The organism is Microbacterium sp. bgisy189 (genome assembly GCF_057707225.1).
The window spans coordinates 31,651-57,236 of sequence record NZ_JBYIPT010000007.1; the positions used below are offsets into that span (position 1 = coordinate 31,651).

Sequence of the window (25,586 nt, forward strand, 5' to 3'; positions counted from 1 at the left end):
GCCCACACGCTCAGGAGGAGCATGCCGACCACGGCACCCGCCGCGCCCGCCACTCGAGGCGCGTCCACATCATCGGCCCGCCGCCGCAAGGGCTCGTCTTCGCGCCGCGACGACGAGGCCCCCCTCATCCCGATCCTCGCCCGCAAAGTGCGCGAAGTCGAGGCGAAGGCGCAGCGCGGCAAGCTGGGCCCCACCAACCGCGTCAAGTTCCAGGTGATCGCCTTCCTCGTTCGCGAGGAGCGCGCCCGCGTCAAGGCCGACGGCGAGATCGCCGACGGCGCGCGCGTCGAGCTGCTCAAGCGCCTCGACGGTGTCGCGACGATCCTCGCGAAGACGGCTGCCCGCGACACGTCGCTCATCCAATTGCTCGAGGTCGACCAGGCCACGTCGCCGGTCGCCAAGCGCATGCGCCGTGACTGGCTGCTCGAATCCGGTGCCGAACTCCCCGAGGACGAACTCATCATCACCGACGTCAAGCCGGTGCAGGCGGCCGTCGTGCCCGCCGCGCTCGCTGAGCGACAGGTCGTGCCGCCGCAGATCGAGGCGCGGCGCGAGGCCAACCCGTTCCTCGCCCCCGATCTCGCGCTGCGCGCGCCGGTCGCCTCGCAGCGTCGGCGTCTCGACGGCTGGGAACTCATGGGCCCGCTGTACAAGTCGTTCGAGATCGGCGCCGGCGGGGGAGCGGCATCCATGGAGCTGCCGCCCGTTCCAGAGCTCGACCGTCTGTCGCCCAAGGGCCTCGACATCATGCCGCACCAGTCGCGGTTCCTCGAGGCCGTCCGTGAGGGGCACCGCAGCTTCCTGCTGGCAGACGAGCCGGGTCTGGGCAAGACGGCGCAGTCGGTGCTGGCGGCATCGGTCGCCGGCGCCTACCCGCTCCTGGCCGTTGTGCCGAACGTCGTCAAGATGAACTGGGCGCGCGAGGTCGAGCGGTGGACGCCGCAGCGCCGCGCCACCGTCATCCAGGGTGACGGCGCCACCGTCGACGCGTTCGCCGACGTGTTCATCGTCAACTACGAGGTGCTCGACCGGCACCTGTCGTGGCTGAGCACACTGGGCCTGAAGGGGCTCGTCGTCGACGAGGCGCACTTCATCAAGAACCTCACGTCGCAGCGTTCGCAGAACGTGCTGGCCCTCGCCGGCCGCATCCGCGAGCAGGTGCGCGACCCGCTCATGCTCGCCCTCACCGGCACCCCGCTGATCAATGACGTCGAAGACTTCGATGCGATCTGGCGCTTCCTCGGCTGGACCAACGGCGAGAAGCCCGGCCCGGTGCTGATGGAGAAGCTCGACGCCACCGGCCTCACCCCTGCCGACAAGGCCTTCTACCCCGAGGCGCGCGCAGCAGTCATCTCGCTCGGTATCGTCCGCCGCAAGAAGAAGGACGTCGCCGCTGACCTGCCCGACAAGCTCGTCGCCGATCTGCCGGTCGAGCTCGACGACGAATTCGGACGCTCGATCCGTGCCGCTGAGCGTGAGCTCGGCGAGCGCCTGGCGGCGAAGTACCGTCGCATCATCGAGGCGCGCGGCGATCGGGTCGTCTACGGCGAGGCCGATGAAGACATCGTGCGGCTGGTCGCCGAAGGCGAGCTGGAGGAGTCGCGGGCATCGGATGCAGGCGGCGAAAACGTCTTCACGATGGTCCGCCGCATCGGTCAGGCCAAGGCCGTGCTCGCGGCCGACTACGCCGTGCAGCTGCAGCGGTCTGTCGGCAAGGTGGTCTTCTTCGCCAAGCACATCGACGTCATGGACGCCGCCGAGGCGCACTTCGCCGCGGCGGGCCTGCGCACGGTGTCGCTGCGTGGCGATCAGTCGACGCCCGCCCGTCAGGAGGCGATCGACGCGTTCAACAACGACCCCGATGTCGCCGTTGCCGTGTGTTCGCTCACGGCGGCGGGTGTGGGTGTGAACATGCAGGCGGCCTCCAACGTCGTGCTTGCGGAGCTGTCGTGGACCGCCGCCGAGCAGACGCAGGCGATCGACCGCGTGCACCGCATCGGGCAGGACGAGCCGGTGACGGCGTGGCGCATCATCGCGGCGCACACGCTCGACACGAAGATCGCCGAGCTCATCGACTCGAAGGAGGGGCTTGCCGCCCGAGCCCTCGACGGCGCGGCCGTCGGGCCCGAGTCCGGTGAGTCGGTGCAACTGTCGGCGCTCAAGCACCTGCTGCGGCAGGCGCTCGGCGCTGCTTGATCCGTCACGTGTGGCACGCGGTGCTCGCACGGCGATAGTCTCTGTGCGAGGCAACGGCGCCGCGCTATCCACGAAACACCAAGGGATCCTCACCACATGAAGATCGGCATCCTCACGTCCGGCGGCGACTGCCCCGGCCTCAACGCGGTGATCCGCGGCGTCGTGCTCAAGGGCACCACCACGTACAACGTGGAGTTCGTCGGCATCCGCGACGGTTGGCGAGGCGTCGTCGACGGCGACTTCTTTCCGTTGACGCGCCACGAGGTGAAGGGGCTGTCGAAGGTCGGCGGCACGATCCTCGGCACGAGCCGCACGAACCCGTACGAGGGTCCCCGCGGCGGCGCCGAGAACATCTCGAAGACGCTGTACGGTCACCGCATCGACGGGATCATCGCGATCGGCGGCGAAGGCACGCTGGCTGCAGCCAACCGCCTCGCGAACGACGGCATCAACGTGCTGGGCGTTCCGAAGACGATCGACAACGACCTGCGTGCGACCGACTACTCGTTCGGGTTCGACACGGCCGTCAACATCGCGACCGACGCGATGGACCGGCTGCGCACCACCGGAGACTCGCACCAGCGCTGCATGGTGGCCGAGGTCATGGGCCGCCACGTCGGCTGGATCGCGCTGCACGCCGGTATCGCCGCCGGTGCCCACGTCATCTGCATCCCCGAGGTGCCGATGTCGATCGAGGAGATCGCCGCGCAGGTGCAGAAGGCGCACGACCGCGGCCGCGCGCCGCTCGTCGTCGTCTCTGAGGGCTTCACCCTCTCCGGCATGGACGAGGCCTACAGCGACAAGGGCCTCGACGCGTTCAACCGTCCGCGCCTCGGCGGCATCAGCGAGATCCTCGCGCCCGAGATCGAGCGCATCACCGGCATCGAGACCCGTTCGACCGTGCTCGGCCACATCCAGCGCGGCGGTTCGCCGTCGGCGTTCGACCGCGTGCTCGCGACCCGTCTGGGCCTGGCCGCGGCCGACGCCGTCGTCGAGGAGGCTTGGGGGCAGATGGTGTCGCTGCAGGGCACCGACATCGTCCGCGTCCCGTTCGCCGACGCCCTCGGCGAACTGCACACCGTGCCGCTCTACCGCTACGAAGAGGCCGCCGCGCTCTTCGGCTGACCCGCGGGGCCGCGCGCCGAGAACAGGAGAAATCCCTGGGACAGGACCAAATCTCGGCGATCGTCCTGCTTCGGGGATATCTCCTGTGTGCGTGAGACGCGCCGGCTCCTCCCCAACGGTGAGGTCAGCGGAGTTGTCCCCAGATCATGCCGCCGCCGGGCACAGCAGCGGCGCACCGCGGCACCGTGGTCGGCATGAGGTCGATCGGACAATTCAGCCTGTGGCTCGCTGAACAGGGCGGAGTCGCCCACACGACAGTGGCCCGAGAGTCAGGATTCACGACCCACGGGATTCGGTGCGCGGTGGCGACCGGTGCGGCCGAACGCGTTCGTCGATCGTGGCTGGTGAGCCCGGATTGCGATTGGTCGCTTCGGCGGGCGGCGCTCAGCGGCGGCCGGGTGACGTGCCTGACGCAGGCCGAGCGCGCGGGACTGTGGACGCCTGCGCACGATGCCCTCCATGTCGCCGTTCCGCCGACGGCGTCTCGAGTGGATGACGCCGGGCTCCGACTGCACTGGTCACGGGGACCGGCGCCTGTGGCCACCCCCATGCGCTCGAGGACCCGATCATCAACGTCCTCTTCCATGTCGCGCGGTGCGTACCGCTCGGTGACGCGCTCAGCGTCTGGGAATCCGCGATCCGCAAGCGGCTCATCGATCCGCAGGTGCTGTCACGTGTGCGGTGGCGAAGCGAACGTGCTCGGCGGATCGGAGACCTGGCATCCGAGCTGTCGGACTCCGGGTTGGAGACTCGCTTCGCGACACTCATGCGATCGATCGGCGTGGAGATCCGGCAGCAGGTGTGGCTCGACGATCATCCTGTCGACGCGCTCATCGGGCGCCACCTGGTGGCCCAGCTCGACGGGTTCGCGCATCACCAGGGAGCCGACCGCCGTCGCGATCTGCGCGCCGATGCGCGGCTGGCGCTGCGGGGGTACACCGTGTTGCGGTTCGACCTCCAACAGTTGCTGTTCGACCCCGAGTACGTCATCTCCACCATCGCTGCGGCAATGGCGCAGGGACTCCACCGCTGACGTCGCCTCAACAGGAGAAATCACGGAGACAGGAGCATGGGAGCCGAATTCGCCTGTTCCGGCGACTTCTCCTGTCTTCGGGAGACGCCGCGCCTCAGTCGGCCAGGCCCAACACGTCGAGCAGCCAGGCGAGTTCGAAGGCGCGCTGGCGCCAGGCGTTGTAACGGCCGCTGACACCGCCGTGGCCGGCCGCCATCTCGCACTTGAGCAGTGCGTCGGCGCCGACTTCGCGCAGGCGCGCGACCCATTTGGCGGGCTCGACGTACAGCACGCGGGTGTCGTTGAGTGAGGTCGACGCGAGGATGCGGGGGTACGTCACGCCTTCGCGTACGTTCTCGTACGGCGTGTACGACTTCATGTACGCGTACACCTCGGGGTCGTGCAGCGGGTCGCCCCACTCGTCCCACTCGATGACGGTCAGCGGCAGCGACGGGTCGAGGATCGTCGTCAGCGCATCGACGAACGGCACATCGGCGAGGATGCCGGCGAACAGCTCCGGTGCGAGGTTGGCCACCGCGCCCATCAGGAGGCCGCCGGCGGATCCGCCCTCGGCGACCAGGCGCTCGGGCACGGTCACCCCGGCATCGACGAGGTGACGGCCCGCGGCGACGAAGTCGGTGAAGGTGTTGCGCTTGGCGAGCAGCTTGCCGTCCTCGTACCACTGGCGGCCCATCTCGCCGCCGCCGCGCACGTGCGCCACGGCGAAGACGACGCCGCGGTCGAGCATCGACAGGCGTGCGACCGAGAAGCCGGGGTCGATCGAATGCTCATATGAGCCGTAGCCGTACAGGTGCACGGGGCGCGGCCCGTCGGCGGGGTCGCCGAACGAGCGCTTCCAGACGAGTGAGATCGGGATGCGGGTGCCGTCCTCGGCGGTGGCCCACAGGCGGCGCTGGTCGTAGTCGGCCGGGTCGTACCCACCGAGCACGGGCTGGCGCTTGCGCAGCAGCAGTTCGCCGCTGCCGATGACGTACTCGTACACGGTGCCCGGCGTCACGAACGAGCCGTACCCCAGTCGCAGCACCGGCGGCGCCCACTCGGGGTTGCCCGACGCGCCCGCCGAGTACAGCGGTTCGTCGAAATCGAGTTCATCGACGGCACCGCTGGCGTAGTCGAGCAGGCCGACGCGGGGGAGCCCTTCGCGCCGGTATGACACGACACCCCAGTCGCGGAACGCCGACATGTGCAGCAGCCGGCGACCCGGTTCGTGGCCCAGCACCACCTCGCGCGCGCCCGCAGGGTCGGATGCCGACACCCGCACGAGCTCGAAATCGAGCGCGTCGGCGTTGTGCAGCACATACAGCACGTCCTCGCCGTCGACCACGGCGTGGGTCACCGAATACTCGACGCCCTCGACGCGCGGCCACACCGACCGTGGTTCGGCGCGCAGGTCGTCGGCGGGCACCAGGAACTCCTCCGACGTGATCGACGAACCGGTCTCGATCACGAGGTAGCGTTCGCTTCGCGTGAAGCCGGCTCCCACCCAGTAGCGCTCGTCGGGCTCGTGGAACAACTGCTGCGCCGCGGCCGGGTCTGCACCAAGCTCGTGCAGCCACACGGTGTCGGGACGCCAGGCGTCGTCGACGGTCGTGTAGACGACGAAGCGGCCGTCGGGGGAGAGGGTCGCGCCGGAGAACGTGTCGGTGATGACGTCGGGCAGGTTCTCGCCCGTCGCGAGGTCGCGGACGCGCAGCGTGTAGCGCTCGTCGCCCTCGGTGTCGACGCCGTACAGCAGCAGCGCGCCGTCGGTCGAGACGTCGAAGGTGCCCAGCGAGAAGAACTCGTGCCCCTCGGCCTCGACGTTGTCGTCGAGCAGCACCTGCTCGCCCGGCACGTCGACGCCCGGGGTGAGCTGCGGCGGCGTCCAATCATCGGGGGATGCCAGGGGTGCACGGCAATGGATGCCGTACTGCCGTCCCTCGACGGTGCGGCTGTAGTACCACCATGACCCGTGCCGGGTGGGGACGGACAGGTCCGTCTCCTGGGTGCGGCCCTTGATCTCGTCGAAGATGCGACCGCGCAGTCCTTCGAGATGCGCGGTGCGCGCGTCGGTATACGCGTTCTCGGCGTCGAGGTGGGCGCGCACGCTCGCGGCATCCTTCTCGCGCAGCCATTCGTACGGATCGGCGAAGGTGTCGCCGTGGTGGGCACGGGGGGAGGGGCGGCGGTCGGCGACGGGTGCGGAGAGTTGCTCGGTCACAGGCTCAACGCTAACGCCCGCGCGCCGTCGTGCGGCGTGCTGGGCGATCGCAGATGCGGTTGGTTCCCTGTTCCCAGGAGGGTGTGACAGGATACATTCTGGTCCGGTTGCCGGACACTGAAACCACGGTGAACTCTTCGTTCGCACCGCCGATCATCATCGGCCATTTCCCCCTCAACACCCCGACGGAAAGCGACCTGTGGAAACAGCAGCCCTGATCGTCGTGCTGGTCATCGCACTGGCGCTGTTCTTCGATTTCACCAACGGCTTCCACGACACCGCGAACGCGATGGCGACGCCCATTGCGACCGGCGCGCTCAAGCCGAAGACCGCCGTGCTGCTGGCCGCCGTGCTCAATCTCGTCGGGGCGTTCCTGTCGACGGAGGTCGCCAAGACGATCTCCGGCGGCATGATCCGAGAAGATCAGCTCTCGAGCAGCATCTTTCCGGCCATCATCTTCGCCGGCCTCATCGGCGCGATCACGTGGAACATGCTCACGTGGCTGCTAGGGCTGCCGTCCAGCTCCTCGCACGCCCTGTTCGGCGGGCTGATCGGCGCGACGCTCGTCGGTGCCAGCGCGGCGGCGATCGACTTCGGCGTCGTGCTCACCAAGGTCGTCCTCCCGGCGCTGATCGCGCCGCTGACGGCGGGCATCATCGCCTTCACCGTCACGAAGCTCGCCTACGCGCTCACGCGTCGTTACGACGCCAAGCCGGACGGCCGCGACGGCTTCCGCTGGGGCCAGATCTTCACGTCGTCGCTCGTCGCGTTGGCGCACGGCACCAACGACGCGCAGAAGACGATGGGTGTCATCACCCTCGCCATGATCACCGTCGGCTGGCAGTCGGCAGCGCACCACGAGCCGCAGTTGTGGGTCATCATCGCGTGTGCCGTGACGATCGCGCTCGGCACCTACATGGGCGGCTGGCGCATCATCCGCACGCTCGGCAAGGGACTCACCGACGTCAAGCCGGCGCAGGGCTTCTCCGCCGAGGCATCGACCGCATCGACCATCCTCGCCTCCAGCGCGCTCGGCTTCGCGCTGTCGACGACGCAGGTCGCGTCGGGATCGGTCATCGGTTCGGGACTCGGGCGCCGCGGGTCGAAGGTGCGCTGGCGCACCGCCGGTCGCATCATGATCGGCTGGGTGCTCACGCTGCCCGCCGCAGGTGCCGTCGGTGCGCTCGCGGCGCTGGTGGTCGTGTGGCTCGGGCAGGTCGTCGGCGTGCTCATCGGCGCAGTCGCCGCGGTCGCGATCATCCTCGCGATCTTCCTCCGCTCACGGCGCAACGAGGTCAACCACGCCAACGCGATGAGCGAGGTCGCCGACTCGGGTCACGCCATCAAAGTCAAGCGCAACCCGCCGCCCACGCGACGCCAGCGTGTCGCGCTGCGCGAAGAGGCCAAGCGCAAGGCTGAGGCCGAGGCGCGTGAGCGCGCCGCACAGAAGAAGGCCGCGAAAGACGCCGCGCGTGCGGCCAAGGGAGGCGAGCGATGAACATCGAGATCAACTGGATCGCCTTCCTGCAGGTGTTCATCGCCGCCATGATCGGTGCCGTCGCGGTCGTGTCGTTCTACGCGATCGGGCTGCGTCTGCTCGTGCTCGCGGGTCGCTCGCCGGTCGTCGCACCGGCAGAGTTCACCGATGCGATCACGATCATCACTGAGAAGGAGGCCAAGCGGGCGGCGAAGGCCGCTGCCAAGGCCGCCAAGAAGAGCCCCCTCACCGACGGGCAGAAGCAGTTCGCCTTCGTCGGCGCGATCGCATCGTTCGCGGTCGCCGGGGGCGCGGTGCTTGTCGGCCTGCTGCTGATCGTCTTCAACCACTGACGCGGTCCACAGTCGAGGTCGGTACCGGGTCGTAGGCTGGCGACATGGATGCCGTGCAGTTCGGAGCGCACCCGCCCGCCGAGCGGGTGCTCGTGCATCTCAGCGACACCCACCTGCTCGCGGGCGATGCGCGGTTGGGTGACCGGTTCGATACCGTCGACGGACTCGAACGTGCACTCGAGGCGGTGCGGGCCACCGGCATCCGGCCCGACGCGATCGTCTTCACGGGCGACCTGACCGACCTGGGTGAGCCCGACGCGTACCGCGCGCTGCGCGAGCGTGTCGAGCCGTTCGCGGCGTCGCTCGGTGCACCCCTCGTGTGGGTGGCGGGCAATCACGACGAGCGCCCGGCGATGCGCGAAGGGCTGTTCGACGCCATCGGGTCGCAGGAGCCGATCACGGGGGTGTGGGATCTGCGGGGGCTTCGGCTGATCGCCCTCGATACGACCGTGCCGGGTTGGCATCACGGCGATCTCGACGACGACCAGCTCGACTGGCTGCGGGCGGAACTTGCCGAACCGGCGCCGTTGGGCACGCTCCTCGCGCTGCACCACCCGCCGCTGCCGAGCCACGTGCCGCTGTTCGACATCCTCGAACTGCGCGGTCAGGATCGCTTCGCGGCGGTGATCGCCGGCACCGACGTGCGCGGTATCCTCGCGGGGCACCTGCACTACGGCATGAGCGGCATGTTCGCGGGGGTGCCGGTGAGCGTCGCGGCGGCCACCTGTTACACGATGAACCTGCAGCGCCCCGCCAACCGGGTCAACGGCATGGATGCCGGGCAGTCGTTCCAGCTCGTGCACGTCTACCGCGACACGATCACCCATACGGTGGTGCCGGTGGCCTCGGCCGACACCGTCGAGTACTTCAGCGATGCGTGGACGGCGCGCATGGCGACCCTCACGCCCGAGGAGCGGTTGGAGCAGTTCTCGCGCAAGCGATGACACGCGCCACCGCGGCGTATCGAGCGTGCAGAACTATACGCCGTGTCCGGTCGGTGCGTCGCGCGACGTGGGTAGGCTCGAAGCATCCCTTCCTCGCTGTGACGACCCACAAGGACTGCACACATGGCTCTGGACGCGACGACGCGAACCGAATCCGACTCGCTGGGCTCGATGGAGATCCCGGCCGATGCCTACTGGGGCATCCACACCGCCCGAGCGCTCGAGAACTTTCCGATCTCGCGCAGACCTATCTCGGTGTACGCCGACCTGGTGCGTGGGCTCGCGATGGTCAAACAGGCCTCGGCCCGCGCGAACCGCGACATCGGCGTGCTCGACGCCGAGCGCGCCGACCTCATCGACCGCGCCGCGCAGCGGGTGATCGACGGCGAGTTCCACGACCAGTTCGTCGTCGGGGTCATCCAGGGCGGCGCCGGAACCTCGACGAACATGAACGCGAACGAGGTCATCACCAACATCGCGCTCGAACTCGCCGGCCGCGACAAGGGCGACTACGACTTCTTGTCGCCGATAGACCACACCAACCGAAGCCAGTCGACCAACGACGTGTACCCGACCGCGATCAAGGTCGGGCTCGCCCTCGACCTGCAGTCGCTGCTGGAGGAGCTCGATCTGCTCAAGCAGTCGTTCCTCGCCAAGGCGGTCGAGTTCCACGACGTCCTCAAGATCGGTCGCACGCAGCTGCAGGATGCCGTCCCGATGACGCTCGGGCAGGAGTTCCACGGATTCGCGACGACCCTCGCATACGACCACCAGCGGCTGAACGAGAACGCCTACCTGCTGTACGAGGTCAACATGGGCGCGACCGCGATCGGCACCGGCATCACGACACACCCGGCGTACGCACCCGCCGTCGTACGTCACCTGCGCGAGATCACCGGGCTCGACCTGGTCACGGCCGACGACCTGGTCGAAGCCACGAGCGACACCGGCTCGTTCATGTCGTTCTCGTCATCGCTCAAGCGCAACGCGATCAAGCTGTCGAAGATCTGCAACGACCTGCGCCTGCTCTCCAGCGGCCCGCAGGCCGGACTCGGTGAGATCAACCTGCCGGCCCGCCAAGCGGGTTCGTCGATCATGCCCGGCAAGGTGAACCCGGTCGTGCCCGAGGTCGTCAACCAGGTCGCATTCGCCGTCGCGGGCGCCGACCTCACCGTCACGATGGCCGTCGAGGGCGGGCAGCTGCAGCTCAACGCGTTCGAACCCGTCATCGCGCACTCGATCTTCCAGTCGATCACGTGGATGCGGCGCGCCATGCGCACGCTGCGGGTCAACTGCGTCGACGGCATCACCGCCAACCGTGAGCGCCTCGGTGCCATGGTGGGCTCCTCGGTCGGTGTCGTCACAGCGCTCACGCCGTACATCGGCTACGCGGCTTCGGCGGCGCTCGCGAAGACAGCGCTGCTGACCGGCCACAACATCGGCGACCTCGTCGTCGAGGCCGGCCTCATGTCGCGCGAAGAGGTCGACAAGCAGCTCTCGCCCGCTCGGCTGTCGGGCCTCGAAGCCATCACGCAGGCGATCCCGATCGTGCAGCCCGCCGAGAACGTCGTCGAGGCCGACCGCCTTTGACCGGGAGGGCCTCGGCTGGATAGCGTCGACGGTGGCCGATGTCCGGCCCCCTGTACGAGGAGACCACGAACATGACCGATCCGCAGAACTCGACGCCGTCGAACCAGCCGCCCGCCTATCAGGCCCCGGCCTACGCTTCCGCACCGCCCGCTTCGCCCGCCGCCGGTAGCGGCCCGATCCCCGGGCGCACGATGGGAATCGTCGCGTTCGTGCTGTCGTTCTTCGCGCAGCTGATCGGCCTCATCCTCGGCATCATCGCGCTCGTCCAGAGCCGCAAGGCCGGCCACAAGAACGGTTTCGCACTCGCCGCGATCATCATCAGCGTCGTGCTCGGCATCGTCGGCATCATCGTCGGCATCGTCGTGTTCTCGCTGTTCATGAACGCGTCGACGGACATCTACCAGCAGTACCTCGACAACTGCTCGACGGGCGGCTCCGGGTACATCGAGTACATGGGCGAGCAGATCCCGTGTGAGCAGGTGGATCAGGGCCAGCTCGACTGATCGGCGTTCCAATGCGGCGGATGTCCCCTCGGGGGCATCCGCCGTCGCCGTTTCAGCCGATGATGCGACAGCGGGTGGTGAGTTCGCCGATCCCGTCGACGCCGACGGTGACGGTCGATCGGTCCCGCAGGAAGATCTGCGGGTCGCGCGAGTAGCCTGCGCCGCCGGGGCTGCCGGTGGAGATGAGGGTGCCGGGCAGCAGTGTCGCCGACTGCGACAAGTGGGAGACGAGTGTCGGCACCGAGCGGATCATCTGCCCCGTGCTGCCGTCCTGCACGGTCTGACCGTCGACCACCGCCCAGATATGCAGGTCCTGCGGATCGGCGATCTCGTCGGCGGTCACGACGAAGGGGCCGTTCGGAGTGAATCCGTCGAACGACTTGCACCGTGACCACTGCGCTTCCGAGAACTGGATGTCACGGGCCGTGATGTCGTTGACGACGGTGTAGCCCCACACGTGCGCCAGCGCGTCGTCGGGGGAGACGTCTTTCGCGGCGCTGCCGATGACGACGCCCAGTTCGGCTTCGTAGTCGACCGACTCGCTCAGGGTCCGTGGCCAGGTCGTGGTCTGCCCGTGCCCGCTGAGCGAGTTCGGCCACAGCACGAAGACCGTCGGGGCGGTGTCGGCTTTGAGGCCGAGTTCGCTGGAGTGGGCCGCGTAGTTCAGGCCGATGGCGAGGACGATGGGCGGCGTATCCACCGCCGCCGCGAACGCGAGCCCGTCGATCGGGTGCCCCGCTGGGGCATGCTCGGCGGACTGCCGAACCCGGTCGAGTGCCTCGTCGCCGCCGTCGATCAGCTGCTGGAGGCGTGTGGGTGCGCCGTCCCACAGCGAACCCACCGCGACGGCGTGTCCATCGCGGACGAGGACGAGCTGCGGTGCCGCCTCTCCGGGCAGGGTGACGTGGGCGAAGCGCATCCTTCCAGGCTACCGGCGCGCGGAGAAGTGGCGCGCGAGGTGACACGGTTCGCGCTCCGTGTGCGCCCCTAGGCTGGGGCCGTGACCTTCCCTTCGCCGCTGGCCCAGGAGCCGCACGGCGCTCCCGCTTCCATCGTCCCGCCGCCCGCACCAGCCGCGCCGGCCCTGCCGGTGCCGACGCGAAAGGGCCGCTCGACACCCATCTGGGTGTTCGCGGTGCTCATCGTGCTTCTCATCGGGCTCGTGGCATACCTGCTGACCTTCCTCGGAGCGGCCGCCTCAACCATCGGGATGGTCCTCGCGCTGCTGCCGCTGACGGGGGTTCTGCTGGCCGTTCGCCTCGTCGACCGATGGGAGCCCGAGCCCCGCTCGCTCGTGATCTTCGCGATCGCATGGGGTGCCATCGTGTCGGTGGGCATCGCACTCGGCGTCGACATCGGACTCGTCGCGCTGTTCGGTCGCGACGACTCGACCTTCGGCGAAGCGCTGTCGTCAGTCGTGCAGGCTCCCGTGGTCGAGGAGTTCGCGAAGGGACTCGGCGTCTTCCTCATCTTCGCCGTCGCGCGACGCGCGTTCGACGGCCCTGTCGACGGTGTCGTCTACGGCGCGCTCGTGGGTGCCGGGTTCGCGTTCACCGAGAACATCCTCTACTTCGCGACGAGCCTCATCGACGAGGGTGTCGACGGAACGACGATCACGTTCTTCCTGCGCGGCATCCTCTCGCCGTTCGCCCACGTCATGTTCACGGCCGTGACGGGGTACGCGCTCGGCCGCGCCGCACGGTCCGGGCGGGGCGCGGCGGCGGCGCTCGGCCCCGGGCTGCTCGGCCTGGTCGGCGCCATCGCGCTGCACGCACTGTGGAACGGGTCGGCGATGTTCGGCGACTTCTTCGAGCTGTACGTGACGCTGCAGGTGCCGTTGTTCATCGGGTTCATCGTCGGGGTCGTGCTGCTGCGACGGGAGGAGTCCCGGCTCACGCGCGAACGACTGGGGGAGTATGCAGCCGCCGGCTGGTTCGCCCCGCAGGAGGTCGACATGCTCGCGACGTCGTGGGGGCGCCGAGCGGGGATCGCGTGGGCCAGGACGCTTCCCGGTGATCGAGTCCGACACATGAAGGACTTCATCGCGGATTCGACTGCGCTCGCCGCGGCGCGCCAACGGGCGCTGACGGGGCGGGATCCGCACGCGGCCGAAGACGAGAAGGTCTTCCTCGCTCGGGCGGGTGCCGCGCGGGTCGCGCTGCTGTCCCGCTGACAAGACTCAGCGCCCGGTGCTGCGGCGATGCCTGCATGACTCCCGGGCGCTGAGTTGGCCTTGACCCATTGTCGAGGCGGGCGCTCGGCCGTGTCAAGAGGGTCCGCACGCGGTCATGAGGTGCTTGGATGGAGTCATGACTGATGAGCGCACCAAGCCCGAGTTCGACGCCCCGTCCGGCCCGGCCCCGCAGGAGCTCGTCACCCGCGACATCATCGTGGGCGACGGCGACGAGGCGAAGCCGGGCGACACCGTCACCGTCCACTACGCCGGCGTCGAGTACGACTCCGGCGAGGAGTTCGACTCGTCGTGGGGACGCGGCGAGTCGATCCAGTTCCCGCTGCGCGGCCTGATCCAGGGCTGGCAGGACGGCATCCCCGGCATGAAGGTCGGCGGACGGCGCGAGCTGGTCATTCCGCCGCACCTGGCGTACGGCCCCGCGGGCGGTCACTTCCTGGGCGGAAAGACCCTGATCTTCATCATCGACCTGCTCAAGGTCGGCTGACCGGATCGGCTGAACCGAGCAGCGAGAGGGCGGGTGGCATGACCACCCGCCCTCTTCTGCGCACGAATTTCGTATTCACGGGAATAGATCCGATCGCGAGTGGTTGCACCCTGCAGACCATTCACCAACGGAAGGCCCCTCATGACGACCACCGCGATCGATATCCCCGGCTACAAGGCGGGCACCTGGGTGCTCGACCCCTCGCACAGCGAGGTCACCTTCAGCGTCCGCCACATGATGATCTCGAAGGTGCGCGGCACCTTCGGCGTCAAGAGCGCCACGATCATCGCGCCCGAGAACCCGCTCGAGGCGCGCGTGGACGCCTCCGTCGACGTGACCTCGATCGACACGAAGGATGAGGGCCGCGACACCCACCTCCGCTCCGCCGACTTCTTCGACGTGGAGAACTACCCGACGATGGAGTTCGCCTCCACCGGCGTGCGCATCGAGGGCGGCGACTTCCTCGTCGACGGCGACCTCAGCATCCGTGGCGTCACCAAGCCGGTGACCTTCAAGGTCGAATTCGGCGGCTTCGGCACCGACCCGTGGGGCAACTACAAGGCGGGTGCGACGGCATCCACCGTCATCGACCGCGAGGACTTCGGCCTCACCTGGAACGCCGCGCTCGAGACCGGCGGCGTGCTGGTCGGCAAGGACGTCACGATCACCCTCGACCTGCAGGGCGCGCTGCAGGCTTGAGGAACCCGCGTTCCAGCACGCGACGCGAAGGGGTGGATGCCGCGGCATCCACCCCTTCGTCGCGCCTCAGGCCGGTGCTCAGGGCGTCGGTTCGTCGGCGTCGTACGTGCGGAACCGGGGGTTCAGGCGCACGAGCATCAGCGCGAGCCCCATGATCACGAAACCGCCGAGCAGCGGCGGAAACCACAGCGTCGTGAAGGTCGCGAGCGCGCCGGCGTAGAGCGCTCCGAGCCGCGGGCCTCCCGCGACGACGACGATGAAGACGCCCTGCAGGCGGCCGCGGATGGCGTCGGGCACAGCGGCCTGCACCATCGTGTTGCGGAAGATCGAACTGATGTTGTCGGCGGCGCCCGCCGCCGCCAGGGCGACGGCTGCGGCGACCAGCAGTGTGATGTTCGCCGACGACGCATCGACGACCGCCGGAGCTGCGACGCCGAGCGCCGCGAGCAGCAGCACCGCGCCGAAGACGCTGATGGCGGCGCCGTAGCCGATGATGGCGCGCTCGATGCCCACACCGTGATGGCGGTATCGGGCCACGGGCCCCGAGAACAGGCTCGAGAAGAAGGCACCGATCGCGATCGACGCGGTGAGCACCCCGGTGGTGATCGGTCCGCCGCCCAGCAGCAGGGTGCCGATCGCGGGAAACAGCGCGAGCGGCTGTCCGAACGTCATCGCGATGATGTCGAGCACGAACTGCAACCGGATGTTGCGCGCGCGACGCAAGAACGCCCAGCCGTCGGCGAGCGACCGAAGTCCCGGCCGGACCGTCTCGCCTTCGGGATGGATGCGTGGCAGCGTCCACAGGCCGAGGAAGAGCGCCGACATGAGCACGAGATCGATCGTGTACGTCCAGCCGTAGCCCGTGAACGCGACGAGCACACCGGCCGCGGCAGGCCCGATCGAGACCATGATGCCCATCGTGATGCCACCGAGCGCCGAGGCCGCCGGCAGCAGCTCACGCGGAATCAAGCGCGGGACGATCGACTGGCGGGCGGCCATGACGACCGAGTTCGCGGCGGAGTTGACGACGGCGATCACGTAGAGCGCGGCCACGGTCTCGCCGCCCATCCACGTCAGCGTCATGAGGACGGCTGTCGAGCCGAACGTCACGGTCGCCGCGATGAGGGCGACCCGTCGCCGGTCGAACGCGTCGGCGAGCATGCCGCCGTACAGTCCCGCGATGATCATCGGCACGAGTCCCGCGACGGCGATCATCGACACCGCGAAGGTCGACGCCGTCAGGTCGTACATGTGCAGCATGATCGCGACGATCGTGAGCTGGCCGCCGAGCCCGGCGAGCGTCGACCCGACCGACATCCGCGCGAACGCCGGACTCGCGGTGAGTGGGCGCAGATCGATGAAGTGGTCGCGTCGCAGGCGCGCCATCATGACGCGGAACTCAGGGGGAGGGGCACCATTCGAGGCTACCCTCGCTCAGGTCGCCGCTCGGCCCGAGGGCTGGTAGGCTGTAGCGGTTGCCGTTCGATCGGCCGCGGAGAAAGAGAGCCCCACGCATCAGGCGTCGGGCGCCGCGCAACGACAAGAAAGGGGATCACCTATGGCACTGGAAGCAGACGTCAAGAAGGCGATCATCGAAGAGTACGCGACGCACCCCGGTGACACCGGATCCCCCGAGGTGCAGGTCGCGATGCTGACGCAGCGCATCAAGGACCTCACCGAGCACCTCAAGGCACACAAGCACGACCACCACTCGCGTCGTGGCCTGTTCCTGCTCGTCGGTCAGCGCCGCCGCCTGCTGGGTTACCTGCAGGACATCGACATCAACCGTTACCGCTCGCTCATCGAGCGTCTCGGCCTGCGTCGATAAGCAGCATCGTCGCCAGCGTTCAATCGCGCGAAACATTCTTGCGAAGACCTCCCCACGGTGTGGGGAGGTCTTCTTTCTGTTCACGCCGCGCCTTCACGCAGCTCCGACACAGGAGAAATCACCGGCGCAGGACGATTCCAGACGAATCGTCCTGTTGCGAGGATTTCTCCTGCGTCCGAGAGCTGGCGACGGTCAGACCTGCGCGGCGCGGGCGGCCACGAGGTCGGCGTGCCAGATCTCGGCGACGTCGGGGTGCGCGCGCAGTCGCGACTTCAGGGCATTGGTGCCGTGCAGGCCGTGGATGGGGTTGGCCGGGTCGTCGGTGACGCCGCGCGCCTCGGCGGCCAGCTCGGGCGGCAGGTCGATGAGCGGGAACCGTGCCTCGAGCGACGGGTTGAAGAAGAACGGCACCGAGATGCGGTCGTCCGGATGCCGGGGCGAGATGACCCGGTGCTTCGTCGCAGTGAGGTAGCCGTTCGTCGCGTGCTCGAGCAGTTCGCCGATGTTCACGACGAACGCTCCAGGCACGGGCGGGGCATCGACCCAGACGCCGTCCCGCTCGACCTGCAGGCCACCTTTTCCTGGCTCGACCCACAGCAGCGTGAGGACACCGGCATCCTTGTGCGCGCCGACGCCCTGCGACGGGTTCTCCTTGCCGGGGTACCGCACGATCTTCAGGAGCGTCTGCGGGTCGCCGAAGTGCTCGTCGAAGTAGGACTCGTGGGCGCCGAGCGCGAGTGCCCACGCACGCAGGAGCTTGCGCGAGACGCCGGAGAGGTGCGCGACCCATTCATCGGCGACGTCGCGCAGTTCGGGCTGGGCCGAGGGCCACAGGTTCGGGCCGACGAGCACGGCGTAGTCCGGGGCCGCGCGGTCGGTGACCGGCTCGCGCTCGGGGCCGATGTCGATCTGCTCGCGCCAGTCGACCTTGCCCTGCGTGCGCTCGCCGCCGACGCGCGTGTAGCCGCGGAAGTGCGGGCTCTTGACGTTCTCGATCTCGAGCTTGTCCGCCTCGGGCAGATCGAAGAAGGCGCGCGCGGTGCGATGTAGGCGCGCTTCGAGCTCGGGCGAGACCCCGGTGCCGGTCAGGTAGAAGAATCCGACGTCGTGGGTCGCCCGGCGCAGATCGTCGCGGAACCGTGCGGCCGCATCGGGCCCCTGGTCGAGCAGTGAGAGGTCGAGCACGGGCAGGTTCAGGTCAGACATGCACCGAGAATATGCACGGTCCGTTGTGCCGCGGGCGGTTGTTGCCGTTCGTTACCGCTGGCGAGCGTGCGGTCCTCGGCCTCATCCTGGGCCTGTCCTGCTCGCCTGGCGGGCGGTCTTCGCCGTGACGCCCGCTCAGCCCGCGCGGTAGCTCACACCGGCGGTCGGTCGATGCGTCGCGCGACGGGTATCGGCGGCGCGGGGCGCTTCGATCCGGTGGGGTCGTTGCGGCGCCCCTCCTTGCCGGCGAGCGTCGGGTCGGCGAACAGCCACGCGGGGCGCGGTTCGATGACGGGGCGGAACACGAATCGGACGGGTTTCGTGGCCAGCCCGATCGCAATCAGCACCGAGAGGACGATGACGATCGGCAGCCACAGCCACGTCGGGTCGAGATCGCGCAGCACGCCCGATTCGCGGAACGGGTACAGCACGAACGAGTGCAGCAGGTAGACGTACATCGTGTACTGCCCGAGTTTGGTCCACCAGTGCTGGCCGCGGGGGATGAGCGCGAAGAAGGCGACGCTGAGGATGAGCGCAACGGCCATCAGCGCCAGGCGCACGCCGGCCGCCCACCACTGCGTGCCGCCGATCTCGGCATAGCTGTCGTCGTAGAACAGCCAATCGCGCAGGCTCATCTCGCGCCAGGCGTCGACGAAGAACCACGCCGCCCACCCGGCGACGACGAACGTCACCGCGGCAGCGCCACGCACCCACCACCGCTGCCTGCGCAGCAGGTCGAATCGTTCCAGGATCCCGTGGTGGCTCAACCACCATCCCAAGGTGAAGAACGGCAGCAGGCCGAGCGTGCGCGACAGCGAGAGCGTCGAGTCGATGTTCGGCAGGTAGCCCACACTCAGTGAGATCAGCACGGTCCACGCCAGCGGCCAGCGCAGCAGCGCGAGATAGGGCAGGACGAGTCGGAAGATCGCGAGCGCGAGCAAGAACCAGAGCGTCCAAGACGGTTCCGTGATGTTCGGATTCGCCCGCCCTTCGACGAGCAGCTTCGTGAGGGTCCAGAGCCCCTCGAAGATGATGTACGGCACGACGATGTCGGTGATCACGCGCGCCATCTGGCGGCGGGAGGGCGAGTCCGACTTGGAGAAGTAGCCCGAGATGATCGCGAACGCGGGCATGTGGAACGCGTACACCAGCAGGTAGAGGCCGAGGGCGATGTCGGAGTCGTACGTGAGCCGCTGGACGGCGTGCCCCAGCACGACCAGCACGATGCAGGCGAAGCGGGCGTTGTCCCAGAGCGGCACCCGGCGACGCTTCTGCGTTGCGACAGGGCCGGTGCGCGGGGTCGAGGACTCGGTCATGACGCAGGCCACCCTACCGGCCGGGAATACTCTGGACGAGGTCGCGTTGCACCAGATACATTCAATTGCATAGACCCGGATGCCGCGGCATCCAGAATCAGGAAGAGATCGTGAGCGAGACCACCGGCAGCGCCGACAGCACGACCGGCGGCGCCATGCAGTTCGGCATCTTCACCGTCAGTGACATCACGACCGACCCGACGACCGGTCACACGCCCAGCGAGGCCGAGCGCATCCGGGCGACCCTCACGATCGCGAAGCACGCCGAGGAGGTGGGACTCGACGTCTTCGCGCTCGGCGAGCACCACAACCCGCCGTTCTGGTCGTCCTCGCCGACCACGACCCTCGCGTACATCGCCGCGCAGACTGAGCGGCTCGTGCTCTCGACCGCGACGACCCTCATCACGACGAACGACCCGGTGAAGATCGCCGAGGACTACGCGATGCTCCAGCACGTCTCGGGCGGCCGCGTCGACCTCATGCTCGGCCGCGGCAATACGGGGCCCGTGTACCCGTGGTTCGGCAAGGACATCCGTCAGGGGCTGCCGCTGGCCATCGAGAACTACGCGCTGCTGCACAAGCTGTGGCGTGAGGACGTCGTGGACTGGGAGGGCAAGTTCCGCACCCCGCTGCAGGGCTTCACCTCGACACCGCGCCCGCTCGACGGCGTCGCCCCCTTCGTGTGGCACGGCTCCATCCGCACGCCCGAGATCGCCGAGCAGGCCGCCTACTACGGCGACGGCTTCTTCGCGAACAACATCTTCTGGCCGGCCGAGCACTACCAGCGACTCATCGCGCTGTACCGGCAGCGCTGGGAGCACTACGGCCACGGTGCACCCGAGACGGCGATCGTGGGCCTGGGTGGTCAGGCGTTCCTCGCGAAGAAGTCGCAGGATGCCGTCGACCAGTTCCGCCCGTACTTCGACAACGCGCCCGTCTACGGTCACGGACCCTCGATGGAGGACTTCGCCGAGATGACGCCGCTCACCGTCGGCTCGCCCCAGCAGGTCATCGACCGCTACGCCGGGATGCGCGATCTGTACGGCGACTACCAGCGCCAGCTGTTCCTCATGGACCACGCCGGACTGCCGCTGAAGACCGTGCTCGAGCAGCTCGACCTGCTCGGCGGCGAGGTCGTGCCGGTGCTGCGCAAGGAGCTCGCCAAGGACCGTCCCGCAGCCGTGCCAGACGCACCGACGCACGCCCGCCTGGTCGCCGCGACCTACGGCGACGGCCCGACCCGGCAGGCGACGCCCCGCGCGAACCGCGGTGACAACCTGAGTGGCCCGTCGCCCTACCAGGATGCGCCGGCTCCCGCGGGCGCCGCCGTCGGCGTGACGGGAGCGCAGTCATGAGCGCGCGTCGCATCGCCGTCGTTTCGGCAGGGCTCTCCAACCCGTCGTCGACCCGTATGCTCGCCGACCGGCTTGCTGCGGCGACCGTCGCCGACCTGCGTGATCGGGGCATCGAGGCGACGGTCGACACGATCGAACTGCGCGACCTCGCACACGACATCACCAACAACCTGCTCACCGGTTTCGCGCCCGCCGCGCTGGAGTCCGCGATCAACACGGTGGTGTCGGCGGACGCGCTGATCGCGGTGACGCCGATCTTCTCCACGAGCTACTCGGGCCTGTTCAAGTCATTCATCGACGTGCTCGACCCCGACGCGCTCACCGGCATGCCGGTGCTGATCGGCGCGAACGCCGGCACCGCCCGGCATTCGCTCGCGATCGACTACGCCATCCGGCCGTTGTTCACCTACCTGCATGCCGAGCCGGTGCCGACCGGTGTGTTCGCGGCATCCAGCGATTGGGGCGCGCACGCCGACGAGGTCGCACCGCTCAGCTCCCGCGTCGAGCGCGGCGCACGCGAGCTGGCCGAGGCGATCTCGCGCAAGGCACCGGCGACCGCATCCGACGCGTTCGATCCGGCAAGCTACCTCGGGGAGGGGAAGAGCTTCGGCCACCTGCTGGGCGGCCTGTCGGGCGAGTAGCGGCTACGAGAGTCGGATGTCGGCGATGCTCGCGAGTTCGACCCACGGCTCGCCCCGCACCGATGCCCCGCGCACGTCGGCGTCGACGAGGAGGCCGAGGTCGATCCCGGCGATCGCCTCAACATCGGCGACGGCGACCTGGAAGGTGCGGTACTCGCCGAGCGGTTCGACCGTGACCCCTTGCGACTCGTCGAGCAGGTCGGACTGGTCGAGCACGAACGCGGCAGCAGCCGGGCCGCCCGCGCCGTCGCGCCAGACGGCCACCTTCCAGAAGCGGCGGGGGAGCAGGACGCCGCGGTACGGCGGGTCTTCGGGGTCGAGCACCGGCGCTGTGAAGACCACCACCCGGTGATCGAGCGCATCGGCGTACGCGAGCACATGGTCTTCGAGGCCGAGCCACAGTTCGCGTGACTGGTTGAACGAGGCCGCCTGCGGAGCGGCGTTCGGGTAGGCGAAGGTTGCCTCCATCGCCTCGGCGGCGCGATCGCCCCACCCGGGGTCGCGCCTGCGCACGAGGTGGCCACGATCCAGGTCGTTGCGTGCATACACGTCACCCCCGGTCTGCCGCTCGGCCGGCAGGCGAGAGTCGAGGTGCCACTCGCCGGAGCGGGGGAGATCGACCAGGCTCGCGCCGTCGATCATGACGGCCGTCACAGACGCGAGCCGCCGGGCATCGTCCAGCAGCACCGTGAAGTGCGGGTAATCGAGTCTCGTCGCAGGCGTCGACGGCACCGGGAGCGGCACCGCCACCCGCAAGAAGCAGTCGTCGTACCCGAGTGTGTCGCCGGTCTCCCCGTTCATGCCACCAGTGTGCCGGGTGCATCCGACGCTGTCAGTGCGAGCGCTGCGCCACCAGTTGCATCAGTGTCAAGAACGGCGCCAGTGCATGCGCGGCCGGTGTGCCCTCCGCCTCAGGGTGCCATTGCACGGCGATGACGCGGTCTTCGGCGCGTTCGAAGGCCTCGACCAGTCCGTCGGCGGCCACAGCGCTCGCCGTCAGCCCGTCGCCGAGCCTCGCGATCCCCTGGTGGTGTCCCGAAGCGACCTGCAGTTCTGCGTCCGTGTGCGAAGAGAGCAGCGACCCCGGTGAGACGGCCACCGGATGCCAGGCCCACACGATCTGCGCGCCGTCGCCGCTGACGGTGTGCACGACGTCGGTCGGAGGGAGGTCTTCGGCGAGGGTGCCGCCGTAGACCACGTTGAGCACCTGCAGCCCGCGGCATACTCCGAGCACCGGGAGCCCTGCGGCCAGCGCGGCATGCGCGATCCCGAAGTCGAGCGCGTCCTGTGCCGGATTCACGTCGTACAGCGCGTCGATGACCTCGCCACCGTACCGCGCAGGGTCCACGTCACCGCCGCCGGGGAGCACGACGGCGTCGATGCCCGCGAGGTCGACGGTGTCGATGAGGATCGGCGTGCCGCCTGCGCGTTCGACGAGGGTGACGACGTCGGCGAAGATGCGGTTCGCGACGTCGATGCGCGCGTCGGCGCGACCGTCTGACAGGCGTACGGGCATCGCGATTCGGGGCGGGTTCACGTGACCATTGTGGGGCACGCAAGCCCCCCGGCCGTCGTGTTCCGCGTCGTGCGGGTCAGCCGCTCTTGCGGCGGAACTCGCGCCTGGTCATCGCGCCGTGGGTCCCGTGGACCGCGGAGTCGCCGTCGAGGTGCGCCTCACCCTCACGGTGGTGGGCGTTCTTCTTCTCGAGCGCCTCGCGGAACTTGCGCTTCATGTCGTCGGTTGCGGCGGCATCGCCGTTCTCGGTGCTCATGTTCCCAACGATACGCACAGGAAAGGCCTGCTGGTAGGCTGGATCGGGTTGTCACGGGTCTTCCGTGTCGACCGCTCGAATCAAAGAGCTCAGGGAGCAGGTCCAGCGGCGAGCTGGTCCCCTGTGGTGGATTCCCGTCCCGAACGGTGATCTTTCACTGGTGGCCAGCGCAAGCGACGATCACGCTCGCGTCTGCAGTGACGCGGTGTGCGCCCGAACCGATGTGTCCCGCTCCTTCGCACGATCTCGTGCGCGAAACGCGCGTGCGAGTCTAAACAAAGAAGGAGAGACCTCTTGGAAGGTCCTGAAATCACCGCCGCCGAAGCCGTCCTCGACAACGGCCGCTTCGGCACCCGTACCGTCCGGTTCGAGACCGGACGCCTCGCCCAGCAGGCGCAGGGCGCCGTCGCCGCCTACCTCGACGAGGAGACCATGCTCCTGTCGGCCACCAGCGCCGGCAAGCATCCGCGCGAAGGCTTCGACTTCTTCCCGCTGACCGTCGACGTCGAAGAGCGTTCGTACGCAGCAGGCAAGATCCCCGGCTCGTTCTTCCGCCGTGAGGGCCGCCCCTCCACCGAGGCGATCCTCGTGTGCCGCCTCATCGACCGCCCGCTGCGCCCGTCGTTCGTCGACGGCCTCCGCAACGAGGTGCAGATCGTCGTCACGGTCCTCTCGATCGCTCCCGGCGAGTACTACGACGCCCTCGCGATCAACGCGGCATCCGCGTCGACCCAGATCTCGGGTCTGCCATTCTCCGGCCCGATCGCCGGCGTCCGCCTGGCGCTCGTGCCCGGTCACGGCGAGCACGAAGACCAGTGGGTCGCGTTCCCGAGCCAGAAGGTCGTGGAGGAGGCCGTGTTCGACCTGATGGTCGCCGGTCGCGTCCTGCCCGACGGCGACGTCGCGATCATGATGGTCGAGGCCGAGGCCACCGAGAACAGCTGGAACCTCATCAAGGGCGGCGCTGTCAAGCCGTCCGAAGAGGTCGTCGCCAGCGGCCTCGAGGCCGCGAAGCCCTTCCTCAAGCAGCTCGTCGAGGCGCAGGCGCAGATGGCCGCAACCTCGTCGAAGGAGCCGGGCGTCTACCCGGTCTTCGCGCCGCACAGCCAGCAGACCTACGACTTCGTCGCCGGTCGCGCCTACGACGAGCTCGTCGGCATCTACCAGATCGCCGACAAGGTCGAGCGCCAGAACGCCGACGACGCCGTCAAGGACCGCGTCAAGGCCGAGCTGATCGCCGCAGTCGAGGCCGAGGAGCTGCCCGCCGTGGCGACCCTCGAGTTCTCGGCCGCCTACAAGTCGGTCACCAAGAAGATCGTGCGCGGCCGCATCCTCACCGAGGGCGTGCGCATCGACGGTCGTGGGCTCGCCGACATCCGCCCGCTCGACGCAGAGGTGCAGGTCATCCCGCGCGTGCACGGCTCGGCGATCTTCCAGCGCGGCGAGACCCAGATCATGGGTGTCACCACGCTGAACATGCTGAAGATGGAGCAGCAGATCGACTCGCTGTCGCCCACGACCAGCAAGCGCTACATGCACCACTACAACTTCCCGCCGTACTCGACCGGTGAGACCGGCCGTGTGGGAAGCCCCAAGCGTCGCGAGATCGGCCACGGCTTCCTCGCCGAGCGCGCCCTCGTGCCGGTGCTGCCCGCACGCGACGAGTTCCCCTACGCGATTCGTCAGGTCTCCGAGGCGCTCGGCTCCAACGGGTCGACGTCGATGGGCTCGGTCTGCGCCTCGACCCTGTCGCTGCTGAACGCGGGTGTGCCGCTGCGCGCCCCCGTCGCCGGCATCGCGATGGGTCTGGTCTCCGACGAGGTCGACGGGCAGACCCGCTACGCGGCGCTGACCGACATCCTGGGCGCCGAGGACGCGCTCGGCGACATGGACTTCAAGGTCGCCGGGACGAGCGAGTTCATCACCGCGATCCAGCTCGACACGAAGCTCGACGGCATCCCGTCGTCGGTGCTGTCGGCTGCGCTCACCCAGGCCAAGGAGGCTCGCACCACGATCCTCGGTGTGCTGAACGCGGCGATCGACGCGCCCGACGAGATGGCGCCGACCGCGCCGCGCGTCATCAGCGTGCAGATCCCGGTCGACAAGATCGGTGAGCTGATCGGTCCCAAGGGCAAGACGATCAACGGCATCCAGGATGAAACCGGCGCCGACATCTCCATCGAGGAGGACGGCACCGTCTACATCGGCGCCGTCGACGGCCCGTCGGCCGAGGCCGCCCGTGCCCAGGTCAACGCGATCGCCAACCCCACCAATCCTGAGGTCGGCGAGCAGTTCCTCGGCACCGTCGTGAAGATCGCCACCTTCGGCGCCTTCATCTCGCTGCTGCCCGGCAAGGACGGCCTGCTGCACGTCAGCGAGGTCCGCAAGCTCGCCGGTGGCAAGCGCGTCGAGAACGTCGAAGACGTGCTCGGTGTCGGCCAGAAGCTGCTGGTGCGCATCACGAAGGTCGACGACCGCGGCAAGCTGTCGCTGGAGCCGGTCCTCGAGGAGGCCGCCGAGGCGGAGGCTCCCGCCGAGGCCTGATCCTCGTCACCGCCACGGATGCCCGCACCCTCCCGTCTCGGAGGGGCGGGCATCCGTTTTCTCTGCGCCGTTTGTGCGGCGCCCCGGATGCCGCGGTCGAAGTGTTACGCAAAGTTCATCCTTCGT

At 68.7% G+C, this 25,586-nt stretch carries 23 protein-coding genes; 15 read left to right on the plus strand and 8 right to left on the minus strand.

Annotation, left to right across the window (positions count from 1 at the left end; genetic code table 11):
* The first annotated feature begins 21 nt into the window (after positions 1-21).
* The 3 genes from AC3ENX_RS10035 to AC3ENX_RS10045 all read left to right on the plus strand — a co-directional run bounded on the left by AC3ENX_RS10035 (position 22) and on the right by AC3ENX_RS10045 (position 4,354).
* On the plus strand, positions 22-2,196 hold the full coding sequence (locus AC3ENX_RS10035) for a DEAD/DEAH box helicase (protein WP_434811744.1): 2,175 nt from the start codon (positions 22-24) through the stop codon (positions 2,194-2,196).
* A gap of 96 nt (positions 2,197-2,292) precedes the next feature.
* On the plus strand, positions 2,293-3,321 hold the full coding sequence (locus AC3ENX_RS10040; protein WP_434811745.1) for an ATP-dependent 6-phosphofructokinase: 1,029 nt from the start codon (positions 2,293-2,295) through the stop codon (positions 3,319-3,321).
* A 766-nt stretch (positions 3,322-4,087) separates the two neighbouring features.
* Positions 4,088-4,354: a DUF559 domain-containing protein gene (locus AC3ENX_RS10045; protein ID WP_434811746.1), complete on the plus strand. Its 267-nt coding sequence runs from the start codon at positions 4,088-4,090 to the stop codon at positions 4,352-4,354.
* A 94-nt stretch (positions 4,355-4,448) separates the two neighbouring features.
* Here AC3ENX_RS10045 and AC3ENX_RS10050 read toward each other — a convergent pair whose 3' ends face one another.
* Positions 4,449-6,554 carry a S9 family peptidase gene (locus tag AC3ENX_RS10050; RefSeq protein WP_434811747.1) on the minus strand — a complete coding sequence of 702 codons (2,106 nt, stop codon included), beginning with the start codon at positions 6,552-6,554 and terminating at the stop codon, positions 4,449-4,451.
* A 199-nt stretch (positions 6,555-6,753) separates the two neighbouring features.
* Here AC3ENX_RS10050 and AC3ENX_RS10055 point away from each other — a divergent pair, with 199 nt between their 5' ends.
* The 5 genes from AC3ENX_RS10055 to AC3ENX_RS10075 all read left to right on the plus strand — a co-directional run bounded on the left by AC3ENX_RS10055 (position 6,754) and on the right by AC3ENX_RS10075 (position 11,421).
* Positions 6,754-8,052 carry an inorganic phosphate transporter gene (locus AC3ENX_RS10055; protein ID WP_434811748.1) on the plus strand — a complete coding sequence of 433 codons (1,299 nt, stop codon included), beginning with the start codon at positions 6,754-6,756 and terminating at the stop codon, positions 8,050-8,052.
* A complete protein-coding gene (locus tag AC3ENX_RS10060; protein ID WP_434811749.1) occupies positions 8,049-8,384 on the plus strand; it encodes a peptidase in 336 nt (111 codons plus the stop codon). Before AC3ENX_RS10055 ends, AC3ENX_RS10060 begins: the two co-directional genes overlap by 4 nt.
* 44 nt (positions 8,385-8,428) lie before the next feature.
* Positions 8,429-9,328 (plus strand): metallophosphoesterase, encoded by a 900-nt coding sequence (locus AC3ENX_RS10065; protein ID WP_434811750.1) that lies wholly within the window; start codon positions 8,429-8,431, stop codon positions 9,326-9,328.
* 123 nt (positions 9,329-9,451) lie between these two features.
* Positions 9,452-10,918: an aspartate ammonia-lyase gene (locus AC3ENX_RS10070; RefSeq protein WP_434811751.1), complete on the plus strand. Its 1,467-nt coding sequence runs from the start codon at positions 9,452-9,454 to the stop codon at positions 10,916-10,918.
* 38 nt (positions 10,919-10,956) lie between these two features.
* Positions 10,957-11,421, plus strand: a complete 465-nt coding sequence (locus AC3ENX_RS10075; RefSeq protein WP_434811752.1) for a DUF4190 domain-containing protein — start codon at positions 10,957-10,959, stop codon at positions 11,419-11,421.
* A gap of 52 nt (positions 11,422-11,473) precedes the next feature.
* Here the strand turns inward: AC3ENX_RS10075 and AC3ENX_RS10080 are convergent, their stop codons facing one another.
* Complete coding sequence (locus AC3ENX_RS10080) at positions 11,474-12,340, minus strand: fumarylacetoacetate hydrolase family protein (RefSeq protein ID WP_434811753.1); 867 nt, start codon at positions 12,338-12,340, stop codon at positions 11,474-11,476.
* Positions 12,341-12,421: 81 nt separating this feature from the next.
* Between AC3ENX_RS10080 and AC3ENX_RS10085 the strand changes: the two genes are divergently transcribed.
* From AC3ENX_RS10085 to AC3ENX_RS10095, 3 genes are all read left to right on the plus strand, one after another.
* Positions 12,422-13,594, plus strand: coding sequence for a PrsW family intramembrane metalloprotease (locus AC3ENX_RS10085; protein ID WP_434811754.1), 1,173 nt, complete (start codon positions 12,422-12,424; stop codon positions 13,592-13,594).
* 136 nt (positions 13,595-13,730) lie between these two features.
* Positions 13,731-14,099, plus strand: coding sequence for an FKBP-type peptidyl-prolyl cis-trans isomerase (locus tag AC3ENX_RS10090; RefSeq protein ID WP_434811755.1), 369 nt, complete (start codon positions 13,731-13,733; stop codon positions 14,097-14,099).
* Between the two features lie 141 nt (positions 14,100-14,240).
* Positions 14,241-14,798, plus strand: coding sequence for a YceI family protein (locus AC3ENX_RS10095; protein WP_434811756.1), 558 nt, complete (start codon positions 14,241-14,243; stop codon positions 14,796-14,798).
* Between the two features lie 78 nt (positions 14,799-14,876).
* Here AC3ENX_RS10095 and AC3ENX_RS10100 read toward each other — a convergent pair whose 3' ends face one another.
* A complete protein-coding gene (locus tag AC3ENX_RS10100) occupies positions 14,877-16,187 on the minus strand; it encodes an MFS transporter (protein ID WP_434811757.1) in 1,311 nt (436 codons plus the stop codon).
* 169 nt (positions 16,188-16,356) lie between these two features.
* On the opposite strand from AC3ENX_RS10100, the gene rpsO reads away from it, so the two are divergent.
* Positions 16,357-16,626: a 30S ribosomal protein S15 gene (rpsO, locus tag AC3ENX_RS10105; RefSeq protein WP_239277182.1), complete on the plus strand. Its 270-nt coding sequence runs from the start codon at positions 16,357-16,359 to the stop codon at positions 16,624-16,626.
* Positions 16,627-16,818: 192 nt separating this feature from the next.
* Here the strand turns inward: rpsO and AC3ENX_RS10110 are convergent, their stop codons facing one another.
* Both AC3ENX_RS10110 and AC3ENX_RS10115 read right to left on the minus strand, forming a co-directional pair.
* Positions 16,819-17,832: an isopenicillin N synthase family dioxygenase gene (locus AC3ENX_RS10110; RefSeq protein ID WP_434811758.1), complete on the minus strand. Its 1,014-nt coding sequence runs from the start codon at positions 17,830-17,832 to the stop codon at positions 16,819-16,821.
* A 152-nt stretch (positions 17,833-17,984) separates the two neighbouring features.
* Positions 17,985-19,148, minus strand: coding sequence for an acyltransferase family protein (locus AC3ENX_RS10115; protein ID WP_434811759.1), 1,164 nt, complete (start codon positions 19,146-19,148; stop codon positions 17,985-17,987).
* Between the two features lie 155 nt (positions 19,149-19,303).
* On the opposite strand from AC3ENX_RS10115, the gene AC3ENX_RS10120 reads away from it, so the two are divergent.
* Entirely contained in the window at positions 19,304-20,503 is a 1,200-nt protein-coding gene (locus AC3ENX_RS10120) for an LLM class flavin-dependent oxidoreductase (protein WP_434811865.1), read from the plus strand.
* Entirely contained in the window at positions 20,500-21,144 is a 645-nt protein-coding gene (locus AC3ENX_RS10125) for an FMN reductase (protein WP_434811760.1), read from the plus strand. The genes AC3ENX_RS10120 and AC3ENX_RS10125 overlap by 4 nt, the downstream gene beginning before the upstream one ends.
* Positions 21,145-21,147: 3 nt before the next feature.
* On the opposite strand, the gene AC3ENX_RS10130 is transcribed toward AC3ENX_RS10125, so the two are convergent.
* The 3 genes from AC3ENX_RS10130 to AC3ENX_RS10140 are packed head-to-tail and all read right to left on the minus strand — an operon-like array spanning position 21,148 to position 22,916.
* Positions 21,148-21,945, minus strand: a complete 798-nt coding sequence (locus tag AC3ENX_RS10130) for a DNA/RNA non-specific endonuclease (protein WP_434811761.1) — start codon at positions 21,943-21,945, stop codon at positions 21,148-21,150.
* Positions 21,946-21,976: 31 nt separating this feature from the next.
* Positions 21,977-22,681 (minus strand): gamma-glutamyl-gamma-aminobutyrate hydrolase family protein, encoded by a 705-nt coding sequence (locus tag AC3ENX_RS10135; RefSeq protein WP_434811762.1) that lies wholly within the window; start codon positions 22,679-22,681, stop codon positions 21,977-21,979.
* A 55-nt stretch (positions 22,682-22,736) separates the two neighbouring features.
* Positions 22,737-22,916, minus strand: a complete 180-nt coding sequence (locus AC3ENX_RS10140) for a DUF5302 domain-containing protein (protein WP_434811763.1) — start codon at positions 22,914-22,916, stop codon at positions 22,737-22,739.
* A 294-nt stretch (positions 22,917-23,210) separates the two neighbouring features.
* Here AC3ENX_RS10140 and AC3ENX_RS10145 point away from each other — a divergent pair, with 294 nt between their 5' ends.
* Positions 23,211-25,460, plus strand: coding sequence for a polyribonucleotide nucleotidyltransferase (locus AC3ENX_RS10145; protein WP_434811764.1), 2,250 nt, complete (start codon positions 23,211-23,213; stop codon positions 25,458-25,460).
* Positions 25,461-25,586 lie beyond the last annotated feature (126 nt).

What these genes read in the sequence shown, in the direction of transcription:
- AC3ENX_RS10035 (WP_434811744.1), top strand. Translation starts at nt 22, where the DNA reads ATGCCGACCACGGCACCCGCCGCGCCCGCCACTCGAGGCGCGTCCACA.
- AC3ENX_RS10040 (WP_434811745.1), top strand. Translation starts at nt 2,293, where the DNA reads ATGAAGATCGGCATCCTCACGTCCGGCGGCGACTGCCCCGGCCTCAAC.
- AC3ENX_RS10045 (WP_434811746.1), top strand. Translation starts at nt 4,088, where the DNA reads ATGCGATCGATCGGCGTGGAGATCCGGCAGCAGGTGTGGCTCGACGAT.
- AC3ENX_RS10060 (WP_434811749.1), top strand. Translation starts at nt 8,049, where the DNA reads ATGAACATCGAGATCAACTGGATCGCCTTCCTGCAGGTGTTCATCGCC.
- AC3ENX_RS10065 (WP_434811750.1), top strand. Translation starts at nt 8,429, where the DNA reads ATGGATGCCGTGCAGTTCGGAGCGCACCCGCCCGCCGAGCGGGTGCTC.
- AC3ENX_RS10070 (WP_434811751.1), top strand. Translation starts at nt 9,452, where the DNA reads ATGGCTCTGGACGCGACGACGCGAACCGAATCCGACTCGCTGGGCTCG.
- AC3ENX_RS10075 (WP_434811752.1), top strand. Translation starts at nt 10,957, where the DNA reads ATGTCCGGCCCCCTGTACGAGGAGACCACGAACATGACCGATCCGCAG.
- AC3ENX_RS10080 (WP_434811753.1), bottom strand. Translation starts at nt 12,340, where the DNA reads ATGCGCTTCGCCCACGTCACCCTGCCCGGAGAGGCGGCACCGCAGCTC.
- AC3ENX_RS10090 (WP_434811755.1), top strand. Translation starts at nt 13,731, where the DNA reads ATGACTGATGAGCGCACCAAGCCCGAGTTCGACGCCCCGTCCGGCCCG.
- AC3ENX_RS10095 (WP_434811756.1), top strand. Translation starts at nt 14,241, where the DNA reads ATGACGACCACCGCGATCGATATCCCCGGCTACAAGGCGGGCACCTGG.
- AC3ENX_RS10100 (WP_434811757.1), bottom strand. Translation starts at nt 16,187, where the DNA reads ATGATGGCGCGCCTGCGACGCGACCACTTCATCGATCTGCGCCCACTC.
- rpsO (WP_239277182.1), top strand. Translation starts at nt 16,357, where the DNA reads ATGGCACTGGAAGCAGACGTCAAGAAGGCGATCATCGAAGAGTACGCG.
- AC3ENX_RS10110 (WP_434811758.1), bottom strand. Translation starts at nt 17,832, where the DNA reads ATGTCTGACCTGAACCTGCCCGTGCTCGACCTCTCACTGCTCGACCAG.
- AC3ENX_RS10115 (WP_434811759.1), bottom strand. Translation starts at nt 19,148, where the DNA reads ATGACCGAGTCCTCGACCCCGCGCACCGGCCCTGTCGCAACGCAGAAG.
- AC3ENX_RS10120 (WP_434811865.1), top strand. Translation starts at nt 19,304, where the DNA reads ATGCAGTTCGGCATCTTCACCGTCAGTGACATCACGACCGACCCGACG.
- AC3ENX_RS10125 (WP_434811760.1), top strand. Translation starts at nt 20,500, where the DNA reads ATGAGCGCGCGTCGCATCGCCGTCGTTTCGGCAGGGCTCTCCAACCCG.
- AC3ENX_RS10130 (WP_434811761.1), bottom strand. Translation starts at nt 21,945, where the DNA reads ATGAACGGGGAGACCGGCGACACACTCGGGTACGACGACTGCTTCTTG.
- AC3ENX_RS10140 (WP_434811763.1), bottom strand. Translation starts at nt 22,916, where the DNA reads ATGAGCACCGAGAACGGCGATGCCGCCGCAACCGACGACATGAAGCGC.